Here is a 19,171-nt window from a genome sequence, read left to right as displayed (position 1 = left end):
CGGAAACCCGAAGATGAACGGAATCCTGACTGCAACCGGGAAAAGCGTCGAGCCTTTTGGAAAGTCGCTGTTCGAAAGCGCCTCTGCCCGTGCGCTGTCCCGTGTGGGCGTGGTTGATGTGGGGTCGAACAGTATCCGTATGGTGGTGTTCGACGGTGCCGCCCGCAGCCCGGCCTATTTCTTTAACGAAAAGGTCATGGCGGGGCTGGGTGCCGGGCTGGTGACGACCGGCAGGCTGAACCCCGAAGGTGCGGTGCGCGGTCTGGCGGCGCTGAAACGCTTTGCCGCGCTGGCCGAAGGAATGAATATCAAGCCGCTGACCTGCGTGGCCACCGCCGCCGTGCGCGAGGCCGAGGATGGCCCGGAGTGGCGCAAGCGGGTGGAAAAGGAAACCGGGCTGAAGCTGCTGGTGATCGACGGTCCCGAGGAAGCCCGGCTGTCGGCGCAGGGTGTGTTGTTGGGCTGGCCCGATGCCAAAGGGCTGGTTTGCGACATTGGCGGCAACTCGATGGAGCTGGCCGTGGTGGCCGATGGCAAGGTCGGCAAGCGCGTGACCAGCCAGCTTGGTCCGTTCCGGCTTCAGCAGGTCAAGGGCGGCGACAGCGGAATCCGCAAATATATCAAGAAGGTCATGGCCGACCTGGTGGATGAGATTGGCAAGGATCACGACCGTATCTATCTGGTCGGTGGCTCGTGGCGGGCGATTGCGCGGCTGGATATGGAACGCCGCGCCTATCCCATGACGGTGCTGCATGAATACCGCATGGACCCGCAGGCGGTGCTGGAGACGACCGACTGGATCGCCAAAAACGATATGAGCGAGTTGCGCAAGCAGGTCGGGATTTCGTCCTCGCGTATCGAACTGGTGCCGCTGGCGGCGCAAGTGCTGCGGCAATTGGTGGAGAGTTTCGCACCCAGGGAACTGGCGGTGTCGTCCTATGGTATCCGCGAGGGGCTGCTTTACGAACAGATGCCCGACGAACTGCGCCACCGCGACCCGCTGATCGAAGCGGCGCGGTTTTCGGAACGCCAGATGTCGCGGATGCCGGGCTTTGGCAAGAAGTTGTATCAATTTCTGCTGCCGTTGTTCCCCGAGATGACCTCGGAACGCCATCGTTTGCTGAAAGCCGCCTGTCTGCTGCATGATACGGCGTGGCGTGCGCATCCCGATTACCGGGCCGAGGTCTGTTTCGATAATGTCACCCGCGCCAATATGGCGGCGCTGAGCCATCCTGAGCGCATCTTTCTGGGCGTCGCCCTGCTGCACCGCTATCGCAACAGCCGCACGGATTCGCCGATGGCGCCGCTGTTCGCTTTGCTGAGCGAGGCCGAATTGCAAGAGGCCGAAGTGTTGGGCAAGGCCATGCGCTTTGGGGCGATGTTCTCGATCAAAGACCCGTCCGAGGCGGGAGAGCTGAAATACGCGCCTAAGAAAAAGACGCTTGAGCTGGTCCTGACCAAAACCGGGCGGGCCTTGTCCGGCGAGGTGACGGAGGCACGGTTCCAGTCCTTGTGCAAGGCGATGGGTGTCGAAGGCACGATAAGCTGACGGGCTGGCTTTGCGGGGGCGCTGCCCCCATCGCGTATGACTGCGCGATTCCCCCGGGATATTTCTGGACAAAAGACTGGGCTTCTTCTTCATCCAAATATCCCACGGGGGTGCGGGGGTGTGAAACCCCCGCGCAAGGGCGCAGAGGCCACACCCGTTGGCCCATAATAGCCCCGTCATCAGCAAGATCAGCAGCAGTATCATGCCCGCCCCATATGATTCGGGGTCAGCATGACGCAAAAAGGCTAAGAAACCGCTAACGGCCCCGAGCTTCCGGGGCCGCATCATTATCGGGTGCCGTTACTGGCCGTAAGTATAGGTCAGGATTGCGCCCGGATTGGCAGGGGTATTCTTGACCGTGCCATCGGTGGCTTCGAAATTGCCCTGACTGTCGGTGGCAATCCAGATGGTCTTTCCATCGGGCGAAATCTCGGTATCGCGCAGGCGGTTGTCGCTGTGGAAATAGCGGTGGAACGGCTCGGTTACGCCGCCGTTGCCATCCAGCGGGATCACATAAAGCGAGCCGCGCTTCAGCGCCGGGATCAGCAGGCTGTTTGCGAATTGCGGGATCGCATCACCGGCATAGACCTGCACCGATGCCGGGGCGATGGTCGGCCAGCAGATGTAATCCATGCCGCCGCAATCGGGGTTCGAGAAGTTGTAATCATTGCCCACAGTAAACATGGTCGCAATCGGATCGTGATAATTTTCCGGGGTCGGGAAAGCCGTTTCCGCGACCTGCGGCACCGCATCAGGGATTTCCAGATCCGAGAAGGTCAGATCCGCGCAGGGGGTGCTGGCATTGGCCCAGCTTGCCCAGACATAGGCCTTGTCGTCCTGCAAGCCCGCCACATCGGGCCAGCCGTAATTGCCGCCTGCGCGCAGCAGGTTCAGCTCGTCATCGGTTTTCGGGCCTTGCTCTGACGAATAGATGCGGCCGTCGGGGGCGAAATCAATGCCCTGCGGGTTGCGGTGGCCGTAGGTATAGACATGGCTTTGCACGCCGCCCAGCGTGGGGTTGTCCTCGGGGATCGAGCCATCGGCATTCAGGCGCAGGGTTTTGCCGACATAGGCCGCGTAATCCGCGACCGCGATTTCCGAGGCCGAGGGCAGGCGCTGCGCCTCGTTCTTGCGGCAGGCCATGGCAAGCTGGTTGTGGCCCTGATCGCCAAGGGTCAGGAACAGCTTGCCCTGCGGGCCGAACTTCAGCCGTCCGGCAACGTGGTCGCTGTTGGCGGGCAGGCCGTCGATCAGGATTTGCGGGTTTGATAGCGTGGTCCCATCCCAGTCATAGCGGGCGATTTTCAGGAATACGTGCCGGAACGGGTCGTCGGCCTCCGGCACCGTCAGATCGGTGCGGGTCGGGTCGTTATAGCTGTAGGCGACGAAAACCTGATCCGTCCCTTTGCCGAAATCCGGGTGCAGCGCCAGCCCAAGCACACCGGCCTGACCGTAATCCTCGCCCGCGACGGCATCTTCGATCGTCAGAACCGGTGTCACCGTGCCGTCAGCCGTATTCACGCGGGTGATACGCTTGCCGGTGCGTTCGGTCACCCAGAGCCAGCCATTGGGGCCAAGCGTGATCTCGAACGGGTTGTCCAGCCCCTCGGCCAGCGAGGTCATGGTGAAGCCCGCCTCGTCACCAGCCTGCACACTGTCGGGGGCCATCTGTGCGCTGACCGGCAGGGCAAGGGTGATTGCGGCGGTCAGGGCCAGCATCGAGATTCTGGTTTGCATCAGTCTGATCCTTGAAAGGGGAATGTCAGGACTAACCACCCGTGACGCATCGGGTTCCGTAGAAATGAAAAACCCGCCCGGAAGGGGCGGGTTTTCCTGTGCCAAAGGTAAGGCTGATTACATCATGCCGCCCATGCCACCCATGCCGCCCATGTCGGGCATACCGCCAGCGGCACCCTTGGGTTCCGGCTTTTCAGCGATCATGGCTTCGGTGGTGATCAGCAGACCAGCAACCGAGGCTGCGTCTTCCAGCGCGGTGCGCACGACTTTGGCCGGGTCGATGACGCCAAACTTGAACATGTCGCCATATTCTTCGGTCTGCGCGTTGAAGCCGAACGCCTTGTCGGTCGATTCGCGGACTTTGCCCGCAACAACCGCACCGTCAACACCCGCGTTTTCCGCGATCTGGCGCATCGGAGCCTCAAGCGCGCGGCGCACGATGGCGATGCCCGCATCCTGGTCGCTGTTCTGGCCGGTCAGACCTTCCAGAGCCTTGCCGCCCTGAACCAGAGCAACGCCGCCGCCGACGACAACGCCTTCCTGAACGGCTGCACGGGTCGCGTTCAGTGCGTCGTCCACGCGGTCTTTACGCTCTTTCACTTCGACTTCGGTCATGCCGCCGACGCGGATCACGGCAACACCGCCAGCCAGTTTGGCCACGCGCTCTTGCAGCTTTTCCTTGTCGTAGTCGCTGGTGGTTTCCTCGATCTGCTGACGGATCTGGGCCACGCGGGCTTCGATCTCGGCTTTCTCGCCAGCACCGTCCACGATGGTGGTGTTGTCCTTGTTGATCGAGATTTTCTTGGCGGTGCCAAGCATGTCAACAGTGACGCTTTCCAGCTTCATGCCGAGGTCTTCGCTGATGACCTGACCGCCGGTGAGGATGGCGATGTCTTGCAGCATGGCCTTGCGGCGATCACCAAAGCCGGGGGCTTTGACGGCAGCGATTTTCAGACCGCCGCGCAGCTTGTTGACGACCAGCGTGGCCAGAGCCTCGCCCTCGACATCCTCAGCGATAATCAGCAGCGGCTTGCCCGACTGGATCACGGCTTCCAGCAGCGGCACCATCGGTTGCAGTGAGGACAGTTTCTTCTCGTGCAGCAGGATATAGGCGTCTTCCAGCTCGGCAATCATCTTGTCCGGGTTGGTGACGAAGTAAGGCGACAGGTAGCCGCGGTCGAACTGCATCCCTTCGACGACTTCGACTTCGGTTTCCATGCCTTTGTTTTCTTCGACGGTGATGACACCCTCGTTGCCGACTTTCTGCATGGCGTCAGCGATCTGGCGGCCGATCGAGGCTTCGCCGTTCGCCGAGATGGTGCCGACCTGCGCAACTTCGTCGCTGTCGTTGACCGGGCGCGAGGCCGATTTGATCGCGTCCACGACCTTGGCGGTGGCCAGGTCGATGCCGCGCTTGAGGTCCATCGGGTTCAGACCGGCGGCAACCGATTTCAGACCTTCTTTGATGATGGCCTGAGCCAGCACGGTGGCGGTGGTGGTGCCGTCGCCAGCCTCGTCATTGGTGCGCGAGGCAACTTCGCGGACCATCTGCGCGCCCATGTTTTCGAACTTGTCGGTCAGCTCGATTTCCTTGGCAACCGACACACCGTCCTTGGTGATGCGCGGGGCGCCGAAGGATTTGTCGATCACGACGTTGCGGCCTTTCGGGCCGAGGGTGACTTTCACCGCATCCGCAAGAATGTTGACGCCTTTCAGCATCCGGTCGCGGGCGTCAGTCCCGAATTTGACTTCTTTACCAGCCATTTGAATCTCCTGAAATTAAGTCTTGGACGCGATCAGGCCAGAATGCCCATGATGTCGCTTTCCTTCATGATGAGCAGTTCTTCGCCATCAACAGTGACTTCGGTGCCGGACCATTTGCCGAACAGCACCCGGTCGCCTGCTTTGACGGCGGGGGCGATCAGCTCGCCCGAATCCTTGCGGGCGCCTTCGCCAACGGCGATGACTTCGCCTTCAGCGGGCTTTTCCTTGGCGGAATCGGGGATAATCAGGCCGCCCTTGGTCTTTTCGTCGGATTCGACGCGACGGACCAGAACGCGGTCGTGCAGCGGTTTGAATGCCATTGTGAACACTCCGGTGTTTCAGGTTGCAGTGTCTGTTGGCACTCGGGTCAGGTGAGTGCCAATGCCGCTGAGATAGGCGGCGCATAAGGGGCTGTCAACGCCCGGCAGGGGATTTTTCACCCGCTGGATTATGGCGGCGGGCTGTGGCAGGCTGCGGGCGGACCAGCCGGGGATATGCCAATGAAGCGCCTGATTTCAGCCTTTGCTTTTGCTCTTGCCGGGGTGCTGCCTGCGCAGGCGCAGACGGTTTGCCATGGCACCGACCTGATTGCCGCCATGCCGCCCGAGGCGCGGGCCGATCTGCACGCCCGCACGGCGCAGGTGCCGTTTCATCGCGGGCTGATCTGGCAGGCGGAAAAGGGCGATGCCCGCATCGTCATGGCCGGCACCTACCATTTTCCCGACCCGCGCCATCAGGCCCTTCTGGACCGGCTGTTGCCCGAGATCGAGCGGGCCGATGCCGTCTATGTCGAGGCGAATACGGATGCGCAGGCGCAGTTGCAGACGGAAATGGCCCGAAACCCGGCGCTGATAATGGAGATGGACGGCCCGACGCTGCCGGAACGGCTGCCTGCGCCGCTGTGGGCCGATCTGTCGCAAGCGATGAGTGAGCGCGGGATGCCGCCGTTCCTGATCTCGAAAATGCGACCGTGGTATGTGTCGGTCATGCTGGGGGTCTCGCCCTGCGCGATGCAGCAGATTCAGGCCGAAGGTGCGGATAAGGGGCTGGACGGGCTGATCGAGGCCAGCGCCAGGGCCATCGACCTGCCGGTTCATTCGCTGGAGCCGTGGAATACCCTGTTCAGCATTTTTGACGGCATGACGACCGAGCAGGAACAGGACATGCTGCAAATGGCGATGGTCACGGCCAAAGATGCCGATGATTACGGGGTGACGCTGGGCAATTCCTATTTCAACGGCGACACTTGGCTGATCTGGCAATACGGGCTGGACATGGCCTACGAAGACGACAGCCTGACCCGCGAACAGGCGGACGAACAGATCGCGCTGGCGCAGGACCGGCTGATCGACCGCCGCAACGCGTCATGGATCGCCCCGCTGGAGGCTGCCGCTGCTGACGCGGCTACGCGCGGCAAGCCGGTTTTCGCCGCCTTTGGTGCGCTGCACTTGCCGGGGGAAGGCGGGGTGCTGAACCTTCTGGCGGAAAATGGCTGGGTGGTCAGCGAACTTGCCCGCTGATCTGGACAAGCCGTGGTGGCGCGATGTGCTGCGCCATGTCCGTTTCCTTGGCGCTTTGGGCGTCGGGCTGGTGGCCATTGCGCTGACGCCGTTCTGGCCGCTGACCGACCGGCTGCTGATCGGGGCGGATCTGTTCTTTGCCAGTTTTCTGGCCGCTGCCGCCCTGCTGATGCGCCGCGAAAGCCCTGCCGTCCTGCGCCGTAGCGCGCAGGATCAGGACGAGGGCATTGCCGTCATCATCCTGCTGGCGCTTGGCGCGATTGGGACCAGCGTTTTTGCCATCATTTCAACGATCACCGACCCGCATCCGGGGCTGTGGCTTCGGCCTTGGCTGGCGCTGGCTTCGGTGCCTTTGGGCTGGGCGATGCTGCATACGGTGATGGCGCTGCATTACGCAAGCATCTGGTATGGGCGCGGCGAAGGCGATGAACCTGCGCGCGGGCTGGATTTCCAGCAGGCCGGGTTGCAGCCGGGGATATGGGATTTTCTGTATTACAGCTTTACCATCGGCATGACCGCGCAAACTGCGGATGTTACCGTGAATAGCACGCGCCTGCGTCGGGTGACGCTGATCCATTCGGTGCTGGCGTTTTTCTATAATACCGTGCTGGTGGCGCTGGCGGTATCCGCCGCCGGGGCGCTGGCGGGGTAGGGGCCTGCCCTTGGGGGGCAGGCCGTTCGGGATTACAGCAGGAAATCGGTTTCGATCAGGGTCAGGCTGCCGTTCACCTGAACCGAGAAGTCAACCACGCCGTCGCCGTCCACATCGGCTTCGACAACGGTGATGGTCCGGCCTTGGGTAAAGCGCAATTCGCCCGCCGTTCCCGAAAAATCATCGCTGCCGATAAAGCTAAACGCCTGAACTCCATCGGTCAGGCTGTCCGCATCCAGTTGTGACAGGTCGATTTTATCGCCCTCTGCCCGGTTGAAATCGCGGATCGTGTCGCGTGTGGTGGCAGTCACGCCGGAATCGCTGAGCTTTTCGAAAATGAACACATCAGCGCCCGCGCCGCCGGTCAGCCGATCCGCCCCGGCACCGCCGGTCAGGCTGTCGTTGCCCGCGCCGCCGTGGATCGTATCATTCCCAACCAGCCCCGACAGGATATTATCCGCTGCATTTCCATTCAGCCGGTTGTCATAGCTGTTGCCGGTGCCGACCGTTGCCGTGCCGGTCAGGATCAGGTTTTCGACATTCTGGGTCAGGCGATAATCAATCGAGTCCCGAACCGTGTCGATCCCTTCGCCCGCAAGCTCGATAACACGGTCGCCGGTATTATCGACAACATAGGTGTCATTGCCTGCACCCCCTGCCATGGTGTCGGCACCGGTAAAACCATTCAGCAAGTTGTTTCCGGCGTTTCCGGTTATTTCGTTATTCAGGGCATTGCCAGTGCCCTTCAGATCATCGCTGCCGACCAGAACCAGATTTTCGACATTGCGTTCCAGCGTCCAGTCGTAATTACTGAAAGCCGTGTCGATCCCTTCATTCGCATTTTCAATGATCCGATCGCCAAGGCTGACATAATAACGATCATCACCCGCGCCGCCCCTCAGGACATCATCCCCGGCGGTGCCGTTCAGAGTGTCATTGCCCTCGGTTCCGATTGTCTTGTTATTGCTGCTGTCAAGAATATGAACCTCGATGCGCTTATCGACATTGCCATCGTTGAAAGTGTGATCTTTGCGCAGGGATACGGTAAACCAAGCGATTTCGGTATCCTCCAGAATACCGTCATCAACGGCGTATAACGTGATTTCATCTGCATAGGTTAAAGTAAAAATTACATACTGCCATTGTTCGATCTTGGTGCTGGTTTGCCAGCCCATCCCGATTTCTTTCTGGCCGCTGGTGCCGTATTCAAGATTATAGCTGACCGAAAGTGGCTCAAGTGTTCTCGGGATCTGATCGTCCGGGCTTGTGGTCATCTGGACGGATGTCCTGACGACCCATTCGTCGCCTTCGCGCAGAAAGAGCGCGCCGGGGGTGTTGATGTCAGCCTTTGCCATATCGTGTTTCCTGATTGTGGGATGTTTTGCTTCAATCAGTTAGGAGCCGTGACCCGCCTGTCTGTCAAGCGAAACGATGGTCTGTATTCACATCTCTCTGCGCACGCCTCTGCGGTGGACTTTTGCCCGCATCCGCGCTAGATGCGGCGCAAATCGTCTCTTTTGCGCAAAGGTGCCTCCCATGATCCAGGTTTTTGGCCATAAATCCCCCGACACGGACTCGACCGGCTCGCCCATTATCTGGGCCTGGTATCTGTCCGAGGTGCGCAAGCAGCCCGCCAAAGCGGTTCTGCTGGGCGAGCCGAACACCGAAGCCAACTGGATGCTGGCGCATTGGGGGCTGGACAAGCCCGAGATCATCACCGACGTGGCCGCAGGCGATCAGGTCGTGATCGTGGACACCAACAACCCCGGCGAGCTGCCCGCCTCGATCAATGAGGCAGAGGTCATTGAGATCATCGACCATCACATGCTGGCCGGTGGCATCAAGACCCGCCAGCCGATCAATATTACCATTCGTCCGCTGGCTTGCACCGCGACCATCCTGCATGACCTGATCGGCGCGGATCTGGACCGGGCACCCAAGGCGATCAAGGGCGCGATCCTGACCTGCATCCTGTCCGACACGCTGGAGTTCCGCAGCCCGACCACCACCCCGCATGACCGTGCCGTGGCGGAAAAGCTGGCGGCGGATCTTGGGGTTTCGATCCCGGCCTATGCGGCTGAAATGTTCGCCGCGAAATCCGATGTTTCGGCCTTTGCCGATGATGCGCTGCTGCGCATGGACAGCAAGGAATACGAGCTGGGCGGCAAGCAACTGCGCATCTCGGTTCTGGAAACCACCGCGCCGCAGGTTCTGCTGGACCGCAAGGATTCGCTGCTGGCCGCTATGCCCGCCGTCGCCGCCGCCGATGGCGCGGATGAGGTTCTGCTGTTCATCGTGGACATCCTGAAAGAAGAAGCCACCCTGCTGGTGCCGAATACCTGGGTTGCGGGTGTGGCAACCAAGTCCTTTGGCGTGCCGGTGACGGGTGATACCGTGGTGCTGCCGGGGATCGTCAGCCGGAAAAAGCAGATCATTCCGCAACTGGCTGTGTAAGGACAAAAGATGGCCCGCATCATCGGAAACCTGGCCGAGATCGGGCCGGATTATGACATCCTGTTTTGTGACCTCTGGGGCTGCCTGCACAATGGCCGGCAGCCTTACCCTGCCGCCGTCGCCGCGCTGCAAGGCTTTCGGCAGGGGGGCGGGCAGGTGGTGTTGCTGACCAATGCGCCGCGGCCCTCGCGTTTTGTGATCGAATCGCTGGACCGTATGGGCGTGCCGCGCGATGCGTGGGATGCGGTGGTCAGTTCCGGCGACGCGGCGCAGGATGCGATGTTTGCGGGTGCCGTCGGTCGCCGTGTCTGGCACCTTGGCCCGGAAAAGGACGACGGCTTTTTCACCGATATTCCCGCCGAATGGCAGGGGCAGGCCGATATTGAGCGGGTCAGTTTCGAGGAGGCCGAGGGCATCATCTGCACCGGCCCCTTCCATGAGGATACCGAGACCCCCGACGATTACCGCGCCCGGCTGATGCTGGCCCGCGAACGCGGGATGAAGCTGCTCTGCGCGAACCCCGATATTGTCGTGGATATGGGCGAACATCGGATCTATTGCGCCGGGGCGCTGGCTGCACTCTATGAGGATATTGGCGGCACCTCGCTGTATTTCGGCAAGCCGCACCCGCCGATCTATGACCTTGCCCGCCGCCGCATCGACGCGCCGGAAGGGGCGCGGATTCTGGCTATTGGCGACGGGATCAATACGGATGTGGCCGGTGCCGCATCCGAAGGGATTGATTCGTTGTTCATCACCGGCGGTCTGGCCGCCGCGCAGATGGGGGCGGATGTTGAAAACCCTTCCGAGGTCAAACTGGCCGAGTTCCTGCGGATTCATCAGTTGAACCCAACCTGGGTGATGGGCCGCCTGCGCTGATGTGCGCAACAATATGACCGTTTTGTAAATTGTCCGGTTATTTTCTTGCCCGGCCTCTGTCTTGCTGCTATGCAGCATGGCAGGGGAGAGGGTGCAATGATGCTGGACAATTTTCCGCGCGGAACAATCGTGATCGAAGATCTGGAAATTGGCATGACCCGGCACCTGACCAAGCAGGTGACGGACCGCGACATCGAGCTGTTTGCCGAGGTCTCGACCGACCATAACCCGGTGCATCTGGATGAAGCCTATGCGCAGGATACCATGTTTCAAGGGCGTATCGCGCATGGGATGCTGACCGCCGGGCTGATTTCGGCGGTGATCGGGGAACAACTGCCCGGCCATGGCACCGTCTATCTGGGGCAGACGCTCAAGTTCATGGCCCCGGTCCGCCCCGGAGATACCGTCCGGGCCGAGGTCAAGGTCGATGCCATCGACCATCCCAAGCGCCGCGTGACGCTTGCAACCCGCTGTCTTGTGGGGGATACGGTCGTTCTGAAAGGCGAGGCCGTCGTTCTGGCGCCAAGCCGCAAGTTTGACTGACCGACCGGGCGCGGCCCCGGCAGGGGGGCGCAGCGGTGCAGATCCATCATCATTGGCAGGGGCTGCCCCTGGACGCGCGCGGTGCGAGCGTTGCGATGGGCAATTTCGACGGTGTTCACCGTGGCCATCGCGCGGTGATCGACGCGGCCCGCCAGGACGGGCTGCCGCTTGGGGTGGTGACGTTTGAACCTCATCCGCGTGACTATTTCGCCCGCCTCAGGGGGGAAACCCCGCCGCCCTTCCGCCTGATGAACCCCGAGGCGCGTGCGAACCGCCTTGCGCGGCTTGGTGTCGATCAGCTTTACGAGCTGCCCTTTACCGCGGCGCTGGCCGGGTTGACGCCCGAGGCTTTCGCGCATGAGGTTCTGCGCGACGGGCTTGGCGTGGCCCATGTCGCGGTCGGCGCGGATTTCCGTTTCGGCAAGGTCCGCGCGGGTGATGCGGCGATGCTGCAAAGCCTTGGCGCGACGCTTGGCTTTGATGTGACGGTGCTGCCGCTGCTCGGTCAGGGTGAGATCGAGTTCAGCTCGACCGCGATCCGTGCCGCGCTGGCCGAGGGGCGGCCTCGCGATGCCGAACGGATGCTTGGTCACTGGCACCGGATCGAGGGTGAGGTGCTGCATGGCAAAAAGCGTGGCCGGGGCCTTGGCTATCCGACCGCGAATATGGGGCTGGACGGGCTGACCTTGCCGAAATTGGGTGTTTATGCGGTGCTGGTCGATGTGCTGACCGGCCCCGATGTTGGCACCTATCGCGGCGTCGCCAGTCTTGGCGTGCGCCCGATGTTTGGCGAGAATGCACCGAATCTTGAGACGCATATCTTTGATTTCAACGGTGATCTTTACGGCCAGCACCTTTCGGTCGCTCTGGTCGAGTATCTGCGCCCCGAGGCGCGTTTTGACGGCCTGCCCGCGCTGATTGCGCAAATGGACCGTGACAGCGCAGAGGCCCGTGCCGTGCTTGGCGACCCGGATGCGTGACCAGTTCTGGACCCTGCCGCTGCACAAGCTGACCCGCGAGGAATGGGAGGCGCTGTGTGATGGCTGCGGCAAATGCTGCCTGAACAAGCTGGAGTTCGAGGACACCGGAGAGCTGGCCTTTACCCGCGTGGCCTGCCGCCTGCTGGACGGGGCGACCTGCCGCTGTTCGTCCTATGCCGACCGGCACCGCTATGTGCCGGAATGTATCACCCTGACCCCGGCGAAACTGGCGGAAATCAGCTATTGGCTGCCCCGCACCTGCGCCTATCGGCTGCGGGCAGCGGGGCGGCCGCTGCCAGAATGGCACCACCTGCTGACCGGCGATCCTGACAGCATCCATCGCGCGGGGGCGTCGATGGCGGGGCGTGTGGTGTCCGAGGCCGAAATCCCCGAGGAAGACTGGCAGGATTATCTGATCGAGGACCAGCGATGAACTTTGCGTCTGATAATGCCAGCGGCGTGCATCCCGACATCATGGCGGCGATGCTGGCGGCGAATGGCGGGCATCTGCCGTCCTATGGCGGCGACCCGCTGACCGAACGGGCCGAGGACCGGCTGCGTGAGTTGTTTCAGGCGCCCGATGCGCGGGTGGTGCTGATCGGCACCGGCACTGGGGCGAACGGGCTGGCGCTGGGTCAGCTTTGCCCGCCTTACGGGCGGATTTTCTGCCATGAAAGTGCCCATATCGAGACCAGCGAGGCTGGTGCGCCGGGGTTCTTTACCGGCGGCGCACAACTGGCGCTGATTGCGGGGGCTGCCGGGCGGATCACACCAGAGGGTTTGCGGGCGCGGCTGGCGGATTATCCGCAGGGTGATGCGCATGACGGGCTGAACGCGGTGCTGTCGCTGACCAACGCAACCGAATGGGGCGGTGTCTATACGCCTGCGCAGGTTGCGGCGCTGACCGCCATTGCCCGCGAAGCCGGGCTGCGGGTGCATATGGATGGCGCCCGGTTGGCCAATGCGCTGGCGGCCACCGGGGCCAGCCCGGCGGATATGACCTGGCGGGCGGGCGTGGACGCGGTCTGTCTTGGCGGCACCAAGAACGGTTGCATGGCGCTGGAAGCCCTGATCTTTTTCAACCCCGACCATGCGCAGGGCCTTGATTTTCGCCGGATGCGGGCAGGGCATCTGTGGTCCAAGCACCGCTTTCTGGCGGCGCAGGCGTTGGCCTGGCTGAATGATGATCTGTGGCTGCGGCTGGCAGGCCATGCCAATGCCATGGCGGCGCGGCTGGCCAAAGCGGGCGAACTGGTCGTCCCGGTCGAGGCGAATGAAGTGTTCCTGCGTCTGCCGCGCCTGAGGATCCGTGCCTTGCGGGCCAAAGGGCTGCGGGCGGCTGATTGGCCCGCGCCGGGGGATAATGCCGAATATGGCACCATCCGGCTGGTGACATCATGGGCCACAACCGAGGATGAGGTTACGGCCCTGCTGGACGCCTTAGCCTAGCGCCGCCAGCAGCAGGTGCAGGGCATGTTCGACCGTGGCGGCGCGGACCTGCGCCCGGCCGATGGCACCGAACTCGACGGTTTCTGTTTGCACCCCGGTGGGGCTGGCAAGGCCGAAACAGACCCGGCCTTCGGGTTTGTGTTCCGACCCGCCCGGCCCGGCGATGCCTGTTACGGCCACCGCGAATCCTGCTTGCGACCGGGCCAGCGCGCCCCCGGCCATCTCTGCGGCGATTTCCTCGCTGACAGCACCATGGGCGGTCAGGGTTTCGGGGCGGATGCCCAGCATTTCGACCTTGGCGGCGTTGGAATAGGTGACAAAGCCCCGGTCCATCACATCGGACGATCCCGGCACCTCGGTCAGCGCCCCGGCGATCAGCCCGCCGGTGCAGCTTTCAGCCGTCGCCAGCATCACCCCACGGGCGCGGGCGGCCTCCAGAACCTGCGGGGCAAGGCTCACATCAGCACCAGATGCGAAAATGCGGCGGCAGCCATCGTTGACAGGCCCGCGAACAGCCCGGCCCAAAGGTCGTCGATCATCACCCCATCCGCATCTTTGCGCCGGTCGGCCCGGCCCACCAGCCACGGTTTCCAGATGTCGAACAGCCGGAAAAAGAGGAATGCCGCCAGCCAGCCGGGATAGGGGAAGCGGTCGGCAGGCAGGCCCATCAGCCAAAAGCCAAAGGACGGAAAGCACAGCGCGATCCACTGGCCCGCGACCTCATCAATCACGATCTCGCTGCGGTCCTTGTCGGCCATGCCTTCGGTATAGCGACGCACCGCCCAAAACCCCACCACCGTCACCGCGACGGTCGAGACCAGCAACAGCCAGAAATGCCCGATCATGTGCAGGCCCACACCCATGGCGACGGCCACGGCAGAGCCCCAGGTGCCAGAGGCGGGCCGCAGCCAGCCCACGCCGAACCATGTTGCGAGCAGCTTATCCATGAGCGCCTCCGATCAGGGTAACGGTCGCAAGAGCGGCGATGCCCTCCTCGCGCCCGGTAAAGCCAAGCCGTTCCGAGGTCGTCGCCTTGACGCTGACCCGGCCCGCATCAATCCCCATGATTTCCGCCAGCCGCGCCGCCATATCCAGCGCATGAGGCCCGACCTTGGGCTGCTCGCAGATCAGCGTCACATCGGCATTGCTGATGCGGAACCCGCGTGCAGCGGCCAGTTTTGCCGCATGATCCAGAAAAACTGCGCTGTCCGCACCCTTCCATTGCATGTCCGAGGGCGGGAAATGCCGGCCGATGTCACCTTCGGCCAGCGCACCATAAATCGCATCGGTCAGCGCGTGCATCCCGACATCGGCATCGGAATGACCGGCCAGCCCCTGCCGATGCGGCACCTGAATCCCGCACAGCACCACATGATCGCCCGGCCCAAAGGCGTGAACGTCGAACCCATTGCCAAGGCGAATATCCATCGCGCCCTCCAGGATACGGGCCGCGCGGTCCAGATCGCCCGGCCAGGTGATTTTCAGATTATCTTCGGACCCCGGCGTGATTTCCACCACCATTCCGGCACGGTGGGCCAGTTCCACATCATCGGCGGCACCATCGGGGAACGCCTCATGCGCGGCCAGAATCGCGCTCAGATCAAAGCCCTGCGGCGTCTGTGCCCGCACCAGACCGTCCCGTGCCGCAAAGCCCTCGACCCGCGCCGTTCCACGCCACAGCGCATCCGAAACCGCCAACCCCGGCGCGGCTGCCATTGCACCAGCGCGCAGCGCATCCACTACACCGCCGATGACTGCCGCAGATACCAAAGGCCGCGCCCCGTCATGGATCAGGGCGTAACGGACGCCACCCGCCCCGGCCAGCGCCCGCAGGCCCGCGGCGACGCTGGCTGATCGTGTTGCGCCACCCGCGACCAGCGTTACCCGGCCCTGAAACAGCGTCACCGCCTGCGCCATATCCTCGGGCGCGACCACCACGATGATATGCCCAAAACCCCGGAACGCCGCGACCGTGCGCGCCAACACCGGCTGGCCGCCCAGTTCCTGCCATTGCTTTGCCACCGCGCCGCCTGCACGCAACCCTTTGCCCGCAGCGGTGATGACCACGCCAAAATCGTCCAGATCACTCATGCGCCTTGCCTAAGCCAGCCTCGTGCCCAAGGCCAGCCCCATCTTTTGTCCATAAATATCCATTCGGCGGTGCAGCCGGGTGCTTCCTTGGGTGTCAGGCACCCCGAAGCGCCCCCTGTCATTCCCGGCCCGTCATGTCTATATGCAGGCAGAGCATGTGACAGGGGGTGCGACATGACCGGGCTTTCGCCTCAGGATATGGCTAAGGATGCAGCGGCGCGGGCCGCTGCGGGGCTGGTGCAGGATGGGATGCGGCTTGGCCTTGGGACCGGTTCGACCGCCGCATGGCTGGTGCGGCGGCTGGCCGAGCGGGTCGAGGCCGAGGGGCTGACCCTGCGTCTTGCCTCAACGTCAGAGGCGACGGCGAAACAGGCCCGCGACCTTGGGATGCAGGTCGAGGAGCTGGACCAGATCGGCTGGCTGGATCTGACCATCGACGGGGCCGATGAGATCGACCCGGACCTGAACCTGATTAAAGGCGGCGGCGGTGCATTGCTGCGCGAAAAAATTGTTGCCAGCGCCTCGGATCAGATGGTGGTGATCGCGGATCAATCCAAGCTGGTGGACCGTCTGGGCCTGTTCCATCTGCCGGTCGAGGTGATCCCGTTTGGATGGGAAACCACGCAAACTTTGATCCGTAACATCTTGGAACATCAAGATATGCTGCAGCGTCCGGTGATCCTGCGCAAGCGTGATGGCCTGCCCTTCCAGACGGACGAAGGCAACCTGATCCTTGATCTGGCGCTGGAGGAAATCCACGATCCCGCCCGGCTGGCGCAGGCGTTAAACGCCTTGCCCGGCGTGGTCGAGAACGGGCTGTTCCTTGGCCTGTGCAAGCGGGCGATCATCGGGCATGAGGACGGTTCCGTCAGTGAACTTATGGCAGAGGATGCAGCATGAGCTTTGATTTCGACCTTTTCGTGATCGGCGGCGGCTCGGGCGGGGTGCGTGCGGGCCGGATCGCTGCGCAGCACGGTGCCCGCGTTGCGCTGGCCGAAGAAAGCCGCATGGGCGGCACCTGCGTCATTCGTGGCTGTGTGCCGAAAAAACTGATGATCTTTGCCGGCAGCGCCCCCGAGGCCGTCGAAGAAGCCCGCGGCTATGGCTGGTCAGCGGATGCCGGGCGGTTCGACTGGCCCACCTTCCGCGCCAAGTTGCATAGCGAGCTGGACCGTCTGGAAAGCGCCTATACCCGCAATTTCGAAGCCGCGGGCGGCAAGCTGTTCCACCAGCGGGCGACGGTGGTGGATGCCCACACGGTCGCGCTGGCCGATGGCAGCCGTCATACGGCGAAACATATCCTGATCGCCGTTGGTGGTCGCCCCAGCCTGCCGGGAATCGAGGGGCAGGAGCTGGGGCTGATCTCGGATGATCTGTTCGATCTGGACGCAATTCCGGCCCGCACGCTGATTGTCGGCGGCGGTTTCATCGCGTGTGAGTTTGCCACCATCCTGAACGGGCTGGGCAGTCAGGTTACGCTGTCCTATCGCGGCGATTTGCTGCTGCGCGGCTTTGACCTTGGCGGACGCGAGCGGGTCTCGGCGCAGATTGCGGAAATTGGCGTTGACCTGCGCTGCAATCACAACGTCGTCCGGCTGGAAAAGACCGCTGACGGCATCCGTGCCCATGATGCGGATGGCGGCTCGGCAGATTATGACGCGGTGTTCTTTGCCACCGGGCGCAGCCCCTATACCAAGGGGCTGGGGCTGGAAAACGCCGGTGTGACGCTGGGTCGCGCCGGGGAAATCGTGGTGGACGAATGGTCACAGACGAATATCCCCTCGATCTATGCGGTGGGTGATGTCACCAACCGCGTGAACCTGACCCCGGTGGCGATCCGCGAAGGCCATACCTTTGCCGATACGGTCTTTGGCGCGACCCCGCGCAAGATGGACCACAGCCTGATTGCCAGCGCCGTCTATACCCGCCCGTTCGAGTTAGGCACCATCGGCCTGACCGAAGAACAGGCGGCCAAGGCTGGCGATACCGATGTGTATGAGGCCGTTTTCCGTCCGATGCGGACCATGTTTGCCGGGTCGGAAGCGCGGGTGATGATGAAACTGCTGGTGCGGGTCTCGGATCGTAAGGTTGTGGGGTGCCACATCTTTGGCCCCGAGGCGGGCGAGATGATCCAGATGGTCGCCATCGCCATTGGCATGGGCGCAACGAAAGAGGATTTCGACGCCACTTGTGCGGTGCATCCGACGCTGGCCGAGGAACTGGTGACGATGCGGAACCCGTCGCGGCGGGTTGGCCCGGTGGCCTGACAATCGGGCGAGGACGGGGCGGAGTGCGGCGGAAAGGCTTGACTTTCGCGCGTCCCTGCCCAGTTTCCAACAGGACTTATCAAAGAGGCACGGATACATGGCTAATCAAGGCCCCTGGGGTGGCAGCGGCGGCAATGACGATAAGGGCAAGGACCAGCAGGGCGGCAATCGCCCCTGGGGTCAGCAGCCCGGCGGTGATGACCGCAGCCGCCCGCAAGGACCGCGCGGCGAGCAAATGCCGGAAATCGAAGATCTGATGCGCAAGGGGCAGGAACGCCTGCGGGTGCTGATGGGCGGTCGCGGTGGCAGCGGCGGCCCGCGTGGCCCGCAGCGCGGCGGCGGTGCGCCGCAGATGTCGCGCGGCACATGGGGGCTGGTGGCGCTTGGTGCCATCGCGCTTTGGGGGTGGACCAGCTATTATCAGTTGACCACCAACCAGCAGAGCGTCGAGTTCCTGTTCGGCCGCGCCATCGGCGTCAAGGGCGAAGGCCCGCATTTCGCGCCCTGGCCTTTCGTGACCTATGAGGTCGAGGAGGTGACGCAGCAGCGCGTGACCGAGATCGGCACCGGCCGGGCCGGTCCCGAGGATACCGGGCTGATGCTGACCCGTGACCAGAACATCGTGCAGATGGAATATCAGATCATCTGGAATATCGGGAATATTGAAAACTATCTGTTCAACCTCGCTGATCCGGCAGAGACCGTCCGCGCCGTGGCCGAATCCGCGATGCGCGACATTGTGGCCCGTTCCGAGATGGCGCCGATCCTGAACCGTGACCGTGGCGCGATCCAGAATGAGTTGCAGGACAGCGTGCAGGCCACGCTGGATGCCTATCAGTCGGGGATTCAGGTGTTGAACGTCAACCTTGGCCGCGCCGACCCGCCGTCCGAGGTGATCGACAGCTTCCGCGCCGTGCAGGCCGCGCAGCAGCAGCGCGAGACCCTGACCAATGAGGCTGACGCCTATTCCAACCGTGTGCTGGCCGGCGCGCGGGGGGAGGCGGCTCAGCTTGTCGAACAGGCCGAGGCGTATCGCGCCCAGGCCGTCAACAGCGCCGAGGGTGAGGCCGCGCGGTTCAACAGCGTCTATGATGAGTATGTCAAGGCGCCCGAGGTTACGAGACGGCGTATGTATCTGGAAACCATGGAAAAAGTCCTTGGGGGCGTCGATAAGGTGATCCTTGATACAGGGGCTGATAATGGCGGTGTCGTGCCGTATCTGCCGCTGGATCAACTGCGCTCGCGCTCGGGCGGGACCAATGGCAACGCTGCGGGAGGCAACTAAG

At 62.8% G+C, this 19,171-nt stretch carries 19 protein-coding genes; 12 read left to right on the top strand and 7 right to left on the bottom strand.

The genetic code is table 11. From position 1 onward, the window contains the following. Positions 1-13: 13 nt before the first annotated feature. The gene (locus Q4G24_RS12815; protein WP_303366934.1) at positions 14-1,549 is read left to right on the top strand and encodes a Ppx/GppA family phosphatase; all 1,536 of its coding nucleotides are present in this window, start codon (positions 14-16) and stop codon (positions 1,547-1,549) included. Positions 1,550-1,849: 300 nt separating this feature from the next. On the opposite strand, the gene Q4G24_RS12810 is transcribed toward Q4G24_RS12815, so the two are convergent. From Q4G24_RS12810 to groES, 3 genes are all read right to left on the bottom strand, one after another. Continuing rightward, positions 1,850-3,286 (bottom strand): glucose/sorbosone family PQQ-dependent dehydrogenase, encoded by a 1,437-nt coding sequence (locus Q4G24_RS12810; protein WP_303366933.1) that lies wholly within the window; start codon positions 3,284-3,286, stop codon positions 1,850-1,852. Positions 3,287-3,403: 117 nt separating this feature from the next. Then, on the bottom strand, positions 3,404-5,050 hold the full coding sequence (gene groL / locus Q4G24_RS12805; protein WP_303366932.1) for a chaperonin GroEL: 1,647 nt from the start codon (positions 5,048-5,050) through the stop codon (positions 3,404-3,406). Between the two features lie 32 nt (positions 5,051-5,082). Beyond that, on the bottom strand, positions 5,083-5,370 hold the full coding sequence (groES, locus tag Q4G24_RS12800; RefSeq protein WP_303366931.1) for a co-chaperone GroES: 288 nt from the start codon (positions 5,368-5,370) through the stop codon (positions 5,083-5,085). Positions 5,371-5,550: 180 nt separating this feature from the next. Here groES and Q4G24_RS12795 point away from each other — a divergent pair, with 180 nt between their 5' ends. Next, the gene (locus tag Q4G24_RS12795) at positions 5,551-6,570 is read left to right on the top strand and encodes a TraB/GumN family protein (protein WP_303366930.1); all 1,020 of its coding nucleotides are present in this window, start codon (positions 5,551-5,553) and stop codon (positions 6,568-6,570) included. Continuing rightward, positions 6,560-7,222: a DUF1345 domain-containing protein gene (locus Q4G24_RS12790; protein WP_303366929.1), complete on the top strand. Its 663-nt coding sequence runs from the start codon at positions 6,560-6,562 to the stop codon at positions 7,220-7,222. The genes Q4G24_RS12795 and Q4G24_RS12790 overlap by 11 nt, the downstream gene beginning before the upstream one ends. Positions 7,223-7,254: 32 nt before the next feature. Here Q4G24_RS12790 and Q4G24_RS12785 read toward each other — a convergent pair whose 3' ends face one another. Then, positions 7,255-8,577, bottom strand: a complete 1,323-nt coding sequence (locus Q4G24_RS12785) for a calcium-binding protein (RefSeq protein ID WP_303366928.1) — start codon at positions 8,575-8,577, stop codon at positions 7,255-7,257. Between the two features lie 181 nt (positions 8,578-8,758). Here Q4G24_RS12785 and Q4G24_RS12780 point away from each other — a divergent pair, with 181 nt between their 5' ends. The 6 genes from Q4G24_RS12780 to Q4G24_RS12755 all read left to right on the top strand — a co-directional run bounded on the left by Q4G24_RS12780 (position 8,759) and on the right by Q4G24_RS12755 (position 13,527). After that, complete coding sequence (locus tag Q4G24_RS12780; RefSeq protein WP_303366927.1) at positions 8,759-9,676, top strand: manganese-dependent inorganic pyrophosphatase; 918 nt, start codon at positions 8,759-8,761, stop codon at positions 9,674-9,676. Positions 9,677-9,685: 9 nt separating this feature from the next. Then, positions 9,686-10,555: a TIGR01459 family HAD-type hydrolase gene (locus Q4G24_RS12775; protein ID WP_303366926.1), complete on the top strand. Its 870-nt coding sequence runs from the start codon at positions 9,686-9,688 to the stop codon at positions 10,553-10,555. Positions 10,556-10,654: 99 nt separating this feature from the next. Further along, a complete protein-coding gene (locus Q4G24_RS12770) occupies positions 10,655-11,098 on the top strand; it encodes a MaoC family dehydratase (protein WP_303366925.1) in 444 nt (147 codons plus the stop codon). A 35-nt stretch (positions 11,099-11,133) separates the two neighbouring features. Then, the gene (locus tag Q4G24_RS12765; RefSeq protein ID WP_303366924.1) at positions 11,134-12,078 is read left to right on the top strand and encodes a bifunctional riboflavin kinase/FAD synthetase; all 945 of its coding nucleotides are present in this window, start codon (positions 11,134-11,136) and stop codon (positions 12,076-12,078) included. Then, positions 12,071-12,511 (top strand): YcgN family cysteine cluster protein, encoded by a 441-nt coding sequence (locus Q4G24_RS12760; protein ID WP_303366923.1) that lies wholly within the window; start codon positions 12,071-12,073, stop codon positions 12,509-12,511. The genes Q4G24_RS12765 and Q4G24_RS12760 overlap by 8 nt, the downstream gene beginning before the upstream one ends. Further along, complete coding sequence (locus Q4G24_RS12755) at positions 12,508-13,527, top strand: low specificity L-threonine aldolase (protein ID WP_303366922.1); 1,020 nt, start codon at positions 12,508-12,510, stop codon at positions 13,525-13,527. The genes Q4G24_RS12760 and Q4G24_RS12755 overlap by 4 nt, the downstream gene beginning before the upstream one ends. Here Q4G24_RS12755 and Q4G24_RS12750 read toward each other — a convergent pair. The 3 genes from Q4G24_RS12750 to Q4G24_RS12740 are packed head-to-tail and all read right to left on the bottom strand — an operon-like array spanning position 13,519 to position 15,618. Next, positions 13,519-13,986 carry a CinA family protein gene (locus Q4G24_RS12750; RefSeq protein WP_303366921.1) on the bottom strand — a complete coding sequence of 156 codons (468 nt, stop codon included), beginning with the start codon at positions 13,984-13,986 and terminating at the stop codon, positions 13,519-13,521. The genes Q4G24_RS12755 and Q4G24_RS12750 overlap by 9 nt on opposite strands. Continuing rightward, complete coding sequence (locus Q4G24_RS12745) at positions 13,983-14,474, bottom strand: phosphatidylglycerophosphatase A (RefSeq protein WP_303366920.1); 492 nt, start codon at positions 14,472-14,474, stop codon at positions 13,983-13,985. Before Q4G24_RS12745 ends, Q4G24_RS12750 begins: the two co-directional genes overlap by 4 nt. Continuing rightward, positions 14,467-15,618 (bottom strand): bifunctional 2-C-methyl-D-erythritol 4-phosphate cytidylyltransferase/2-C-methyl-D-erythritol 2,4-cyclodiphosphate synthase, encoded by a 1,152-nt coding sequence (locus tag Q4G24_RS12740; protein ID WP_303366919.1) that lies wholly within the window; start codon positions 15,616-15,618, stop codon positions 14,467-14,469. The genes Q4G24_RS12745 and Q4G24_RS12740 overlap by 8 nt, the downstream gene beginning before the upstream one ends. Positions 15,619-15,792: 174 nt before the next feature. Here Q4G24_RS12740 and rpiA point away from each other — a divergent pair, with 174 nt between their 5' ends. The 3 genes from rpiA to hflK all read left to right on the top strand — a co-directional run bounded on the left by rpiA (position 15,793) and on the right by hflK (position 19,170). Continuing rightward, positions 15,793-16,518 carry a ribose-5-phosphate isomerase RpiA gene (rpiA, locus tag Q4G24_RS12735; protein WP_303366918.1) on the top strand — a complete coding sequence of 242 codons (726 nt, stop codon included), beginning with the start codon at positions 15,793-15,795 and terminating at the stop codon, positions 16,516-16,518. After that, complete coding sequence (gene gorA, locus Q4G24_RS12730) at positions 16,515-17,885, top strand: glutathione-disulfide reductase (protein WP_303366917.1); 1,371 nt, start codon at positions 16,515-16,517, stop codon at positions 17,883-17,885. Before rpiA ends, gorA begins: the two co-directional genes overlap by 4 nt. Positions 17,886-17,982: 97 nt before the next feature. Beyond that, a complete protein-coding gene (gene hflK, locus Q4G24_RS12725; protein ID WP_303366916.1) occupies positions 17,983-19,170 on the top strand; it encodes an FtsH protease activity modulator HflK in 1,188 nt (395 codons plus the stop codon). Position 19,171: the final 1 nt, after the last annotated feature.

It is taken from the genome of Paracoccus sp. (in: a-proteobacteria) (assembly GCF_030538695.1).
Classification (GTDB): Bacteria; Pseudomonadota; Alphaproteobacteria; order Rhodobacterales; family Rhodobacteraceae; genus Paracoccus.
The sequence above is the reverse complement of the archived record's forward strand: the minus strand, read 5'-3'. Positions and strand labels throughout refer to the sequence as shown.

What these genes read in the sequence shown, in the direction of transcription:
- groES (WP_303366931.1), bottom strand. Translation starts at nt 5,370, where the DNA reads ATGGCATTCAAACCGCTGCACGACCGCGTTCTGGTCCGTCGCGTCGAA.
- rpiA (WP_303366918.1), top strand. Translation starts at nt 15,793, where the DNA reads ATGACCGGGCTTTCGCCTCAGGATATGGCTAAGGATGCAGCGGCGCGG.
- gorA (WP_303366917.1), top strand. Translation starts at nt 16,515, where the DNA reads ATGAGCTTTGATTTCGACCTTTTCGTGATCGGCGGCGGCTCGGGCGGG.
- Q4G24_RS12810 (WP_303366933.1), bottom strand. Translation starts at nt 3,286, where the DNA reads ATGCAAACCAGAATCTCGATGCTGGCCCTGACCGCCGCAATCACCCTT.
- Q4G24_RS12795 (WP_303366930.1), top strand. Translation starts at nt 5,551, where the DNA reads ATGAAGCGCCTGATTTCAGCCTTTGCTTTTGCTCTTGCCGGGGTGCTG.
- Q4G24_RS12745 (WP_303366920.1), bottom strand. Translation starts at nt 14,474, where the DNA reads ATGGATAAGCTGCTCGCAACATGGTTCGGCGTGGGCTGGCTGCGGCCC.
- groL (WP_303366932.1), bottom strand. Translation starts at nt 5,050, where the DNA reads ATGGCTGGTAAAGAAGTCAAATTCGGGACTGACGCCCGCGACCGGATG.
- Q4G24_RS12815 (WP_303366934.1), top strand. Translation starts at nt 14, where the DNA reads ATGAACGGAATCCTGACTGCAACCGGGAAAAGCGTCGAGCCTTTTGGA.
- Q4G24_RS12760 (WP_303366923.1), top strand. Translation starts at nt 12,071, where the DNA reads ATGCGTGACCAGTTCTGGACCCTGCCGCTGCACAAGCTGACCCGCGAG.
- hflK (WP_303366916.1), top strand. Translation starts at nt 17,983, where the DNA reads ATGGCTAATCAAGGCCCCTGGGGTGGCAGCGGCGGCAATGACGATAAG.
- Q4G24_RS12780 (WP_303366927.1), top strand. Translation starts at nt 8,759, where the DNA reads ATGATCCAGGTTTTTGGCCATAAATCCCCCGACACGGACTCGACCGGC.
- Q4G24_RS12770 (WP_303366925.1), top strand. Translation starts at nt 10,655, where the DNA reads ATGCTGGACAATTTTCCGCGCGGAACAATCGTGATCGAAGATCTGGAA.
- Q4G24_RS12740 (WP_303366919.1), bottom strand. Translation starts at nt 15,618, where the DNA reads ATGAGTGATCTGGACGATTTTGGCGTGGTCATCACCGCTGCGGGCAAA.
- Q4G24_RS12785 (WP_303366928.1), bottom strand. Translation starts at nt 8,577, where the DNA reads ATGGCAAAGGCTGACATCAACACCCCCGGCGCGCTCTTTCTGCGCGAA.
- Q4G24_RS12775 (WP_303366926.1), top strand. Translation starts at nt 9,686, where the DNA reads ATGGCCCGCATCATCGGAAACCTGGCCGAGATCGGGCCGGATTATGAC.
- Q4G24_RS12755 (WP_303366922.1), top strand. Translation starts at nt 12,508, where the DNA reads ATGAACTTTGCGTCTGATAATGCCAGCGGCGTGCATCCCGACATCATG.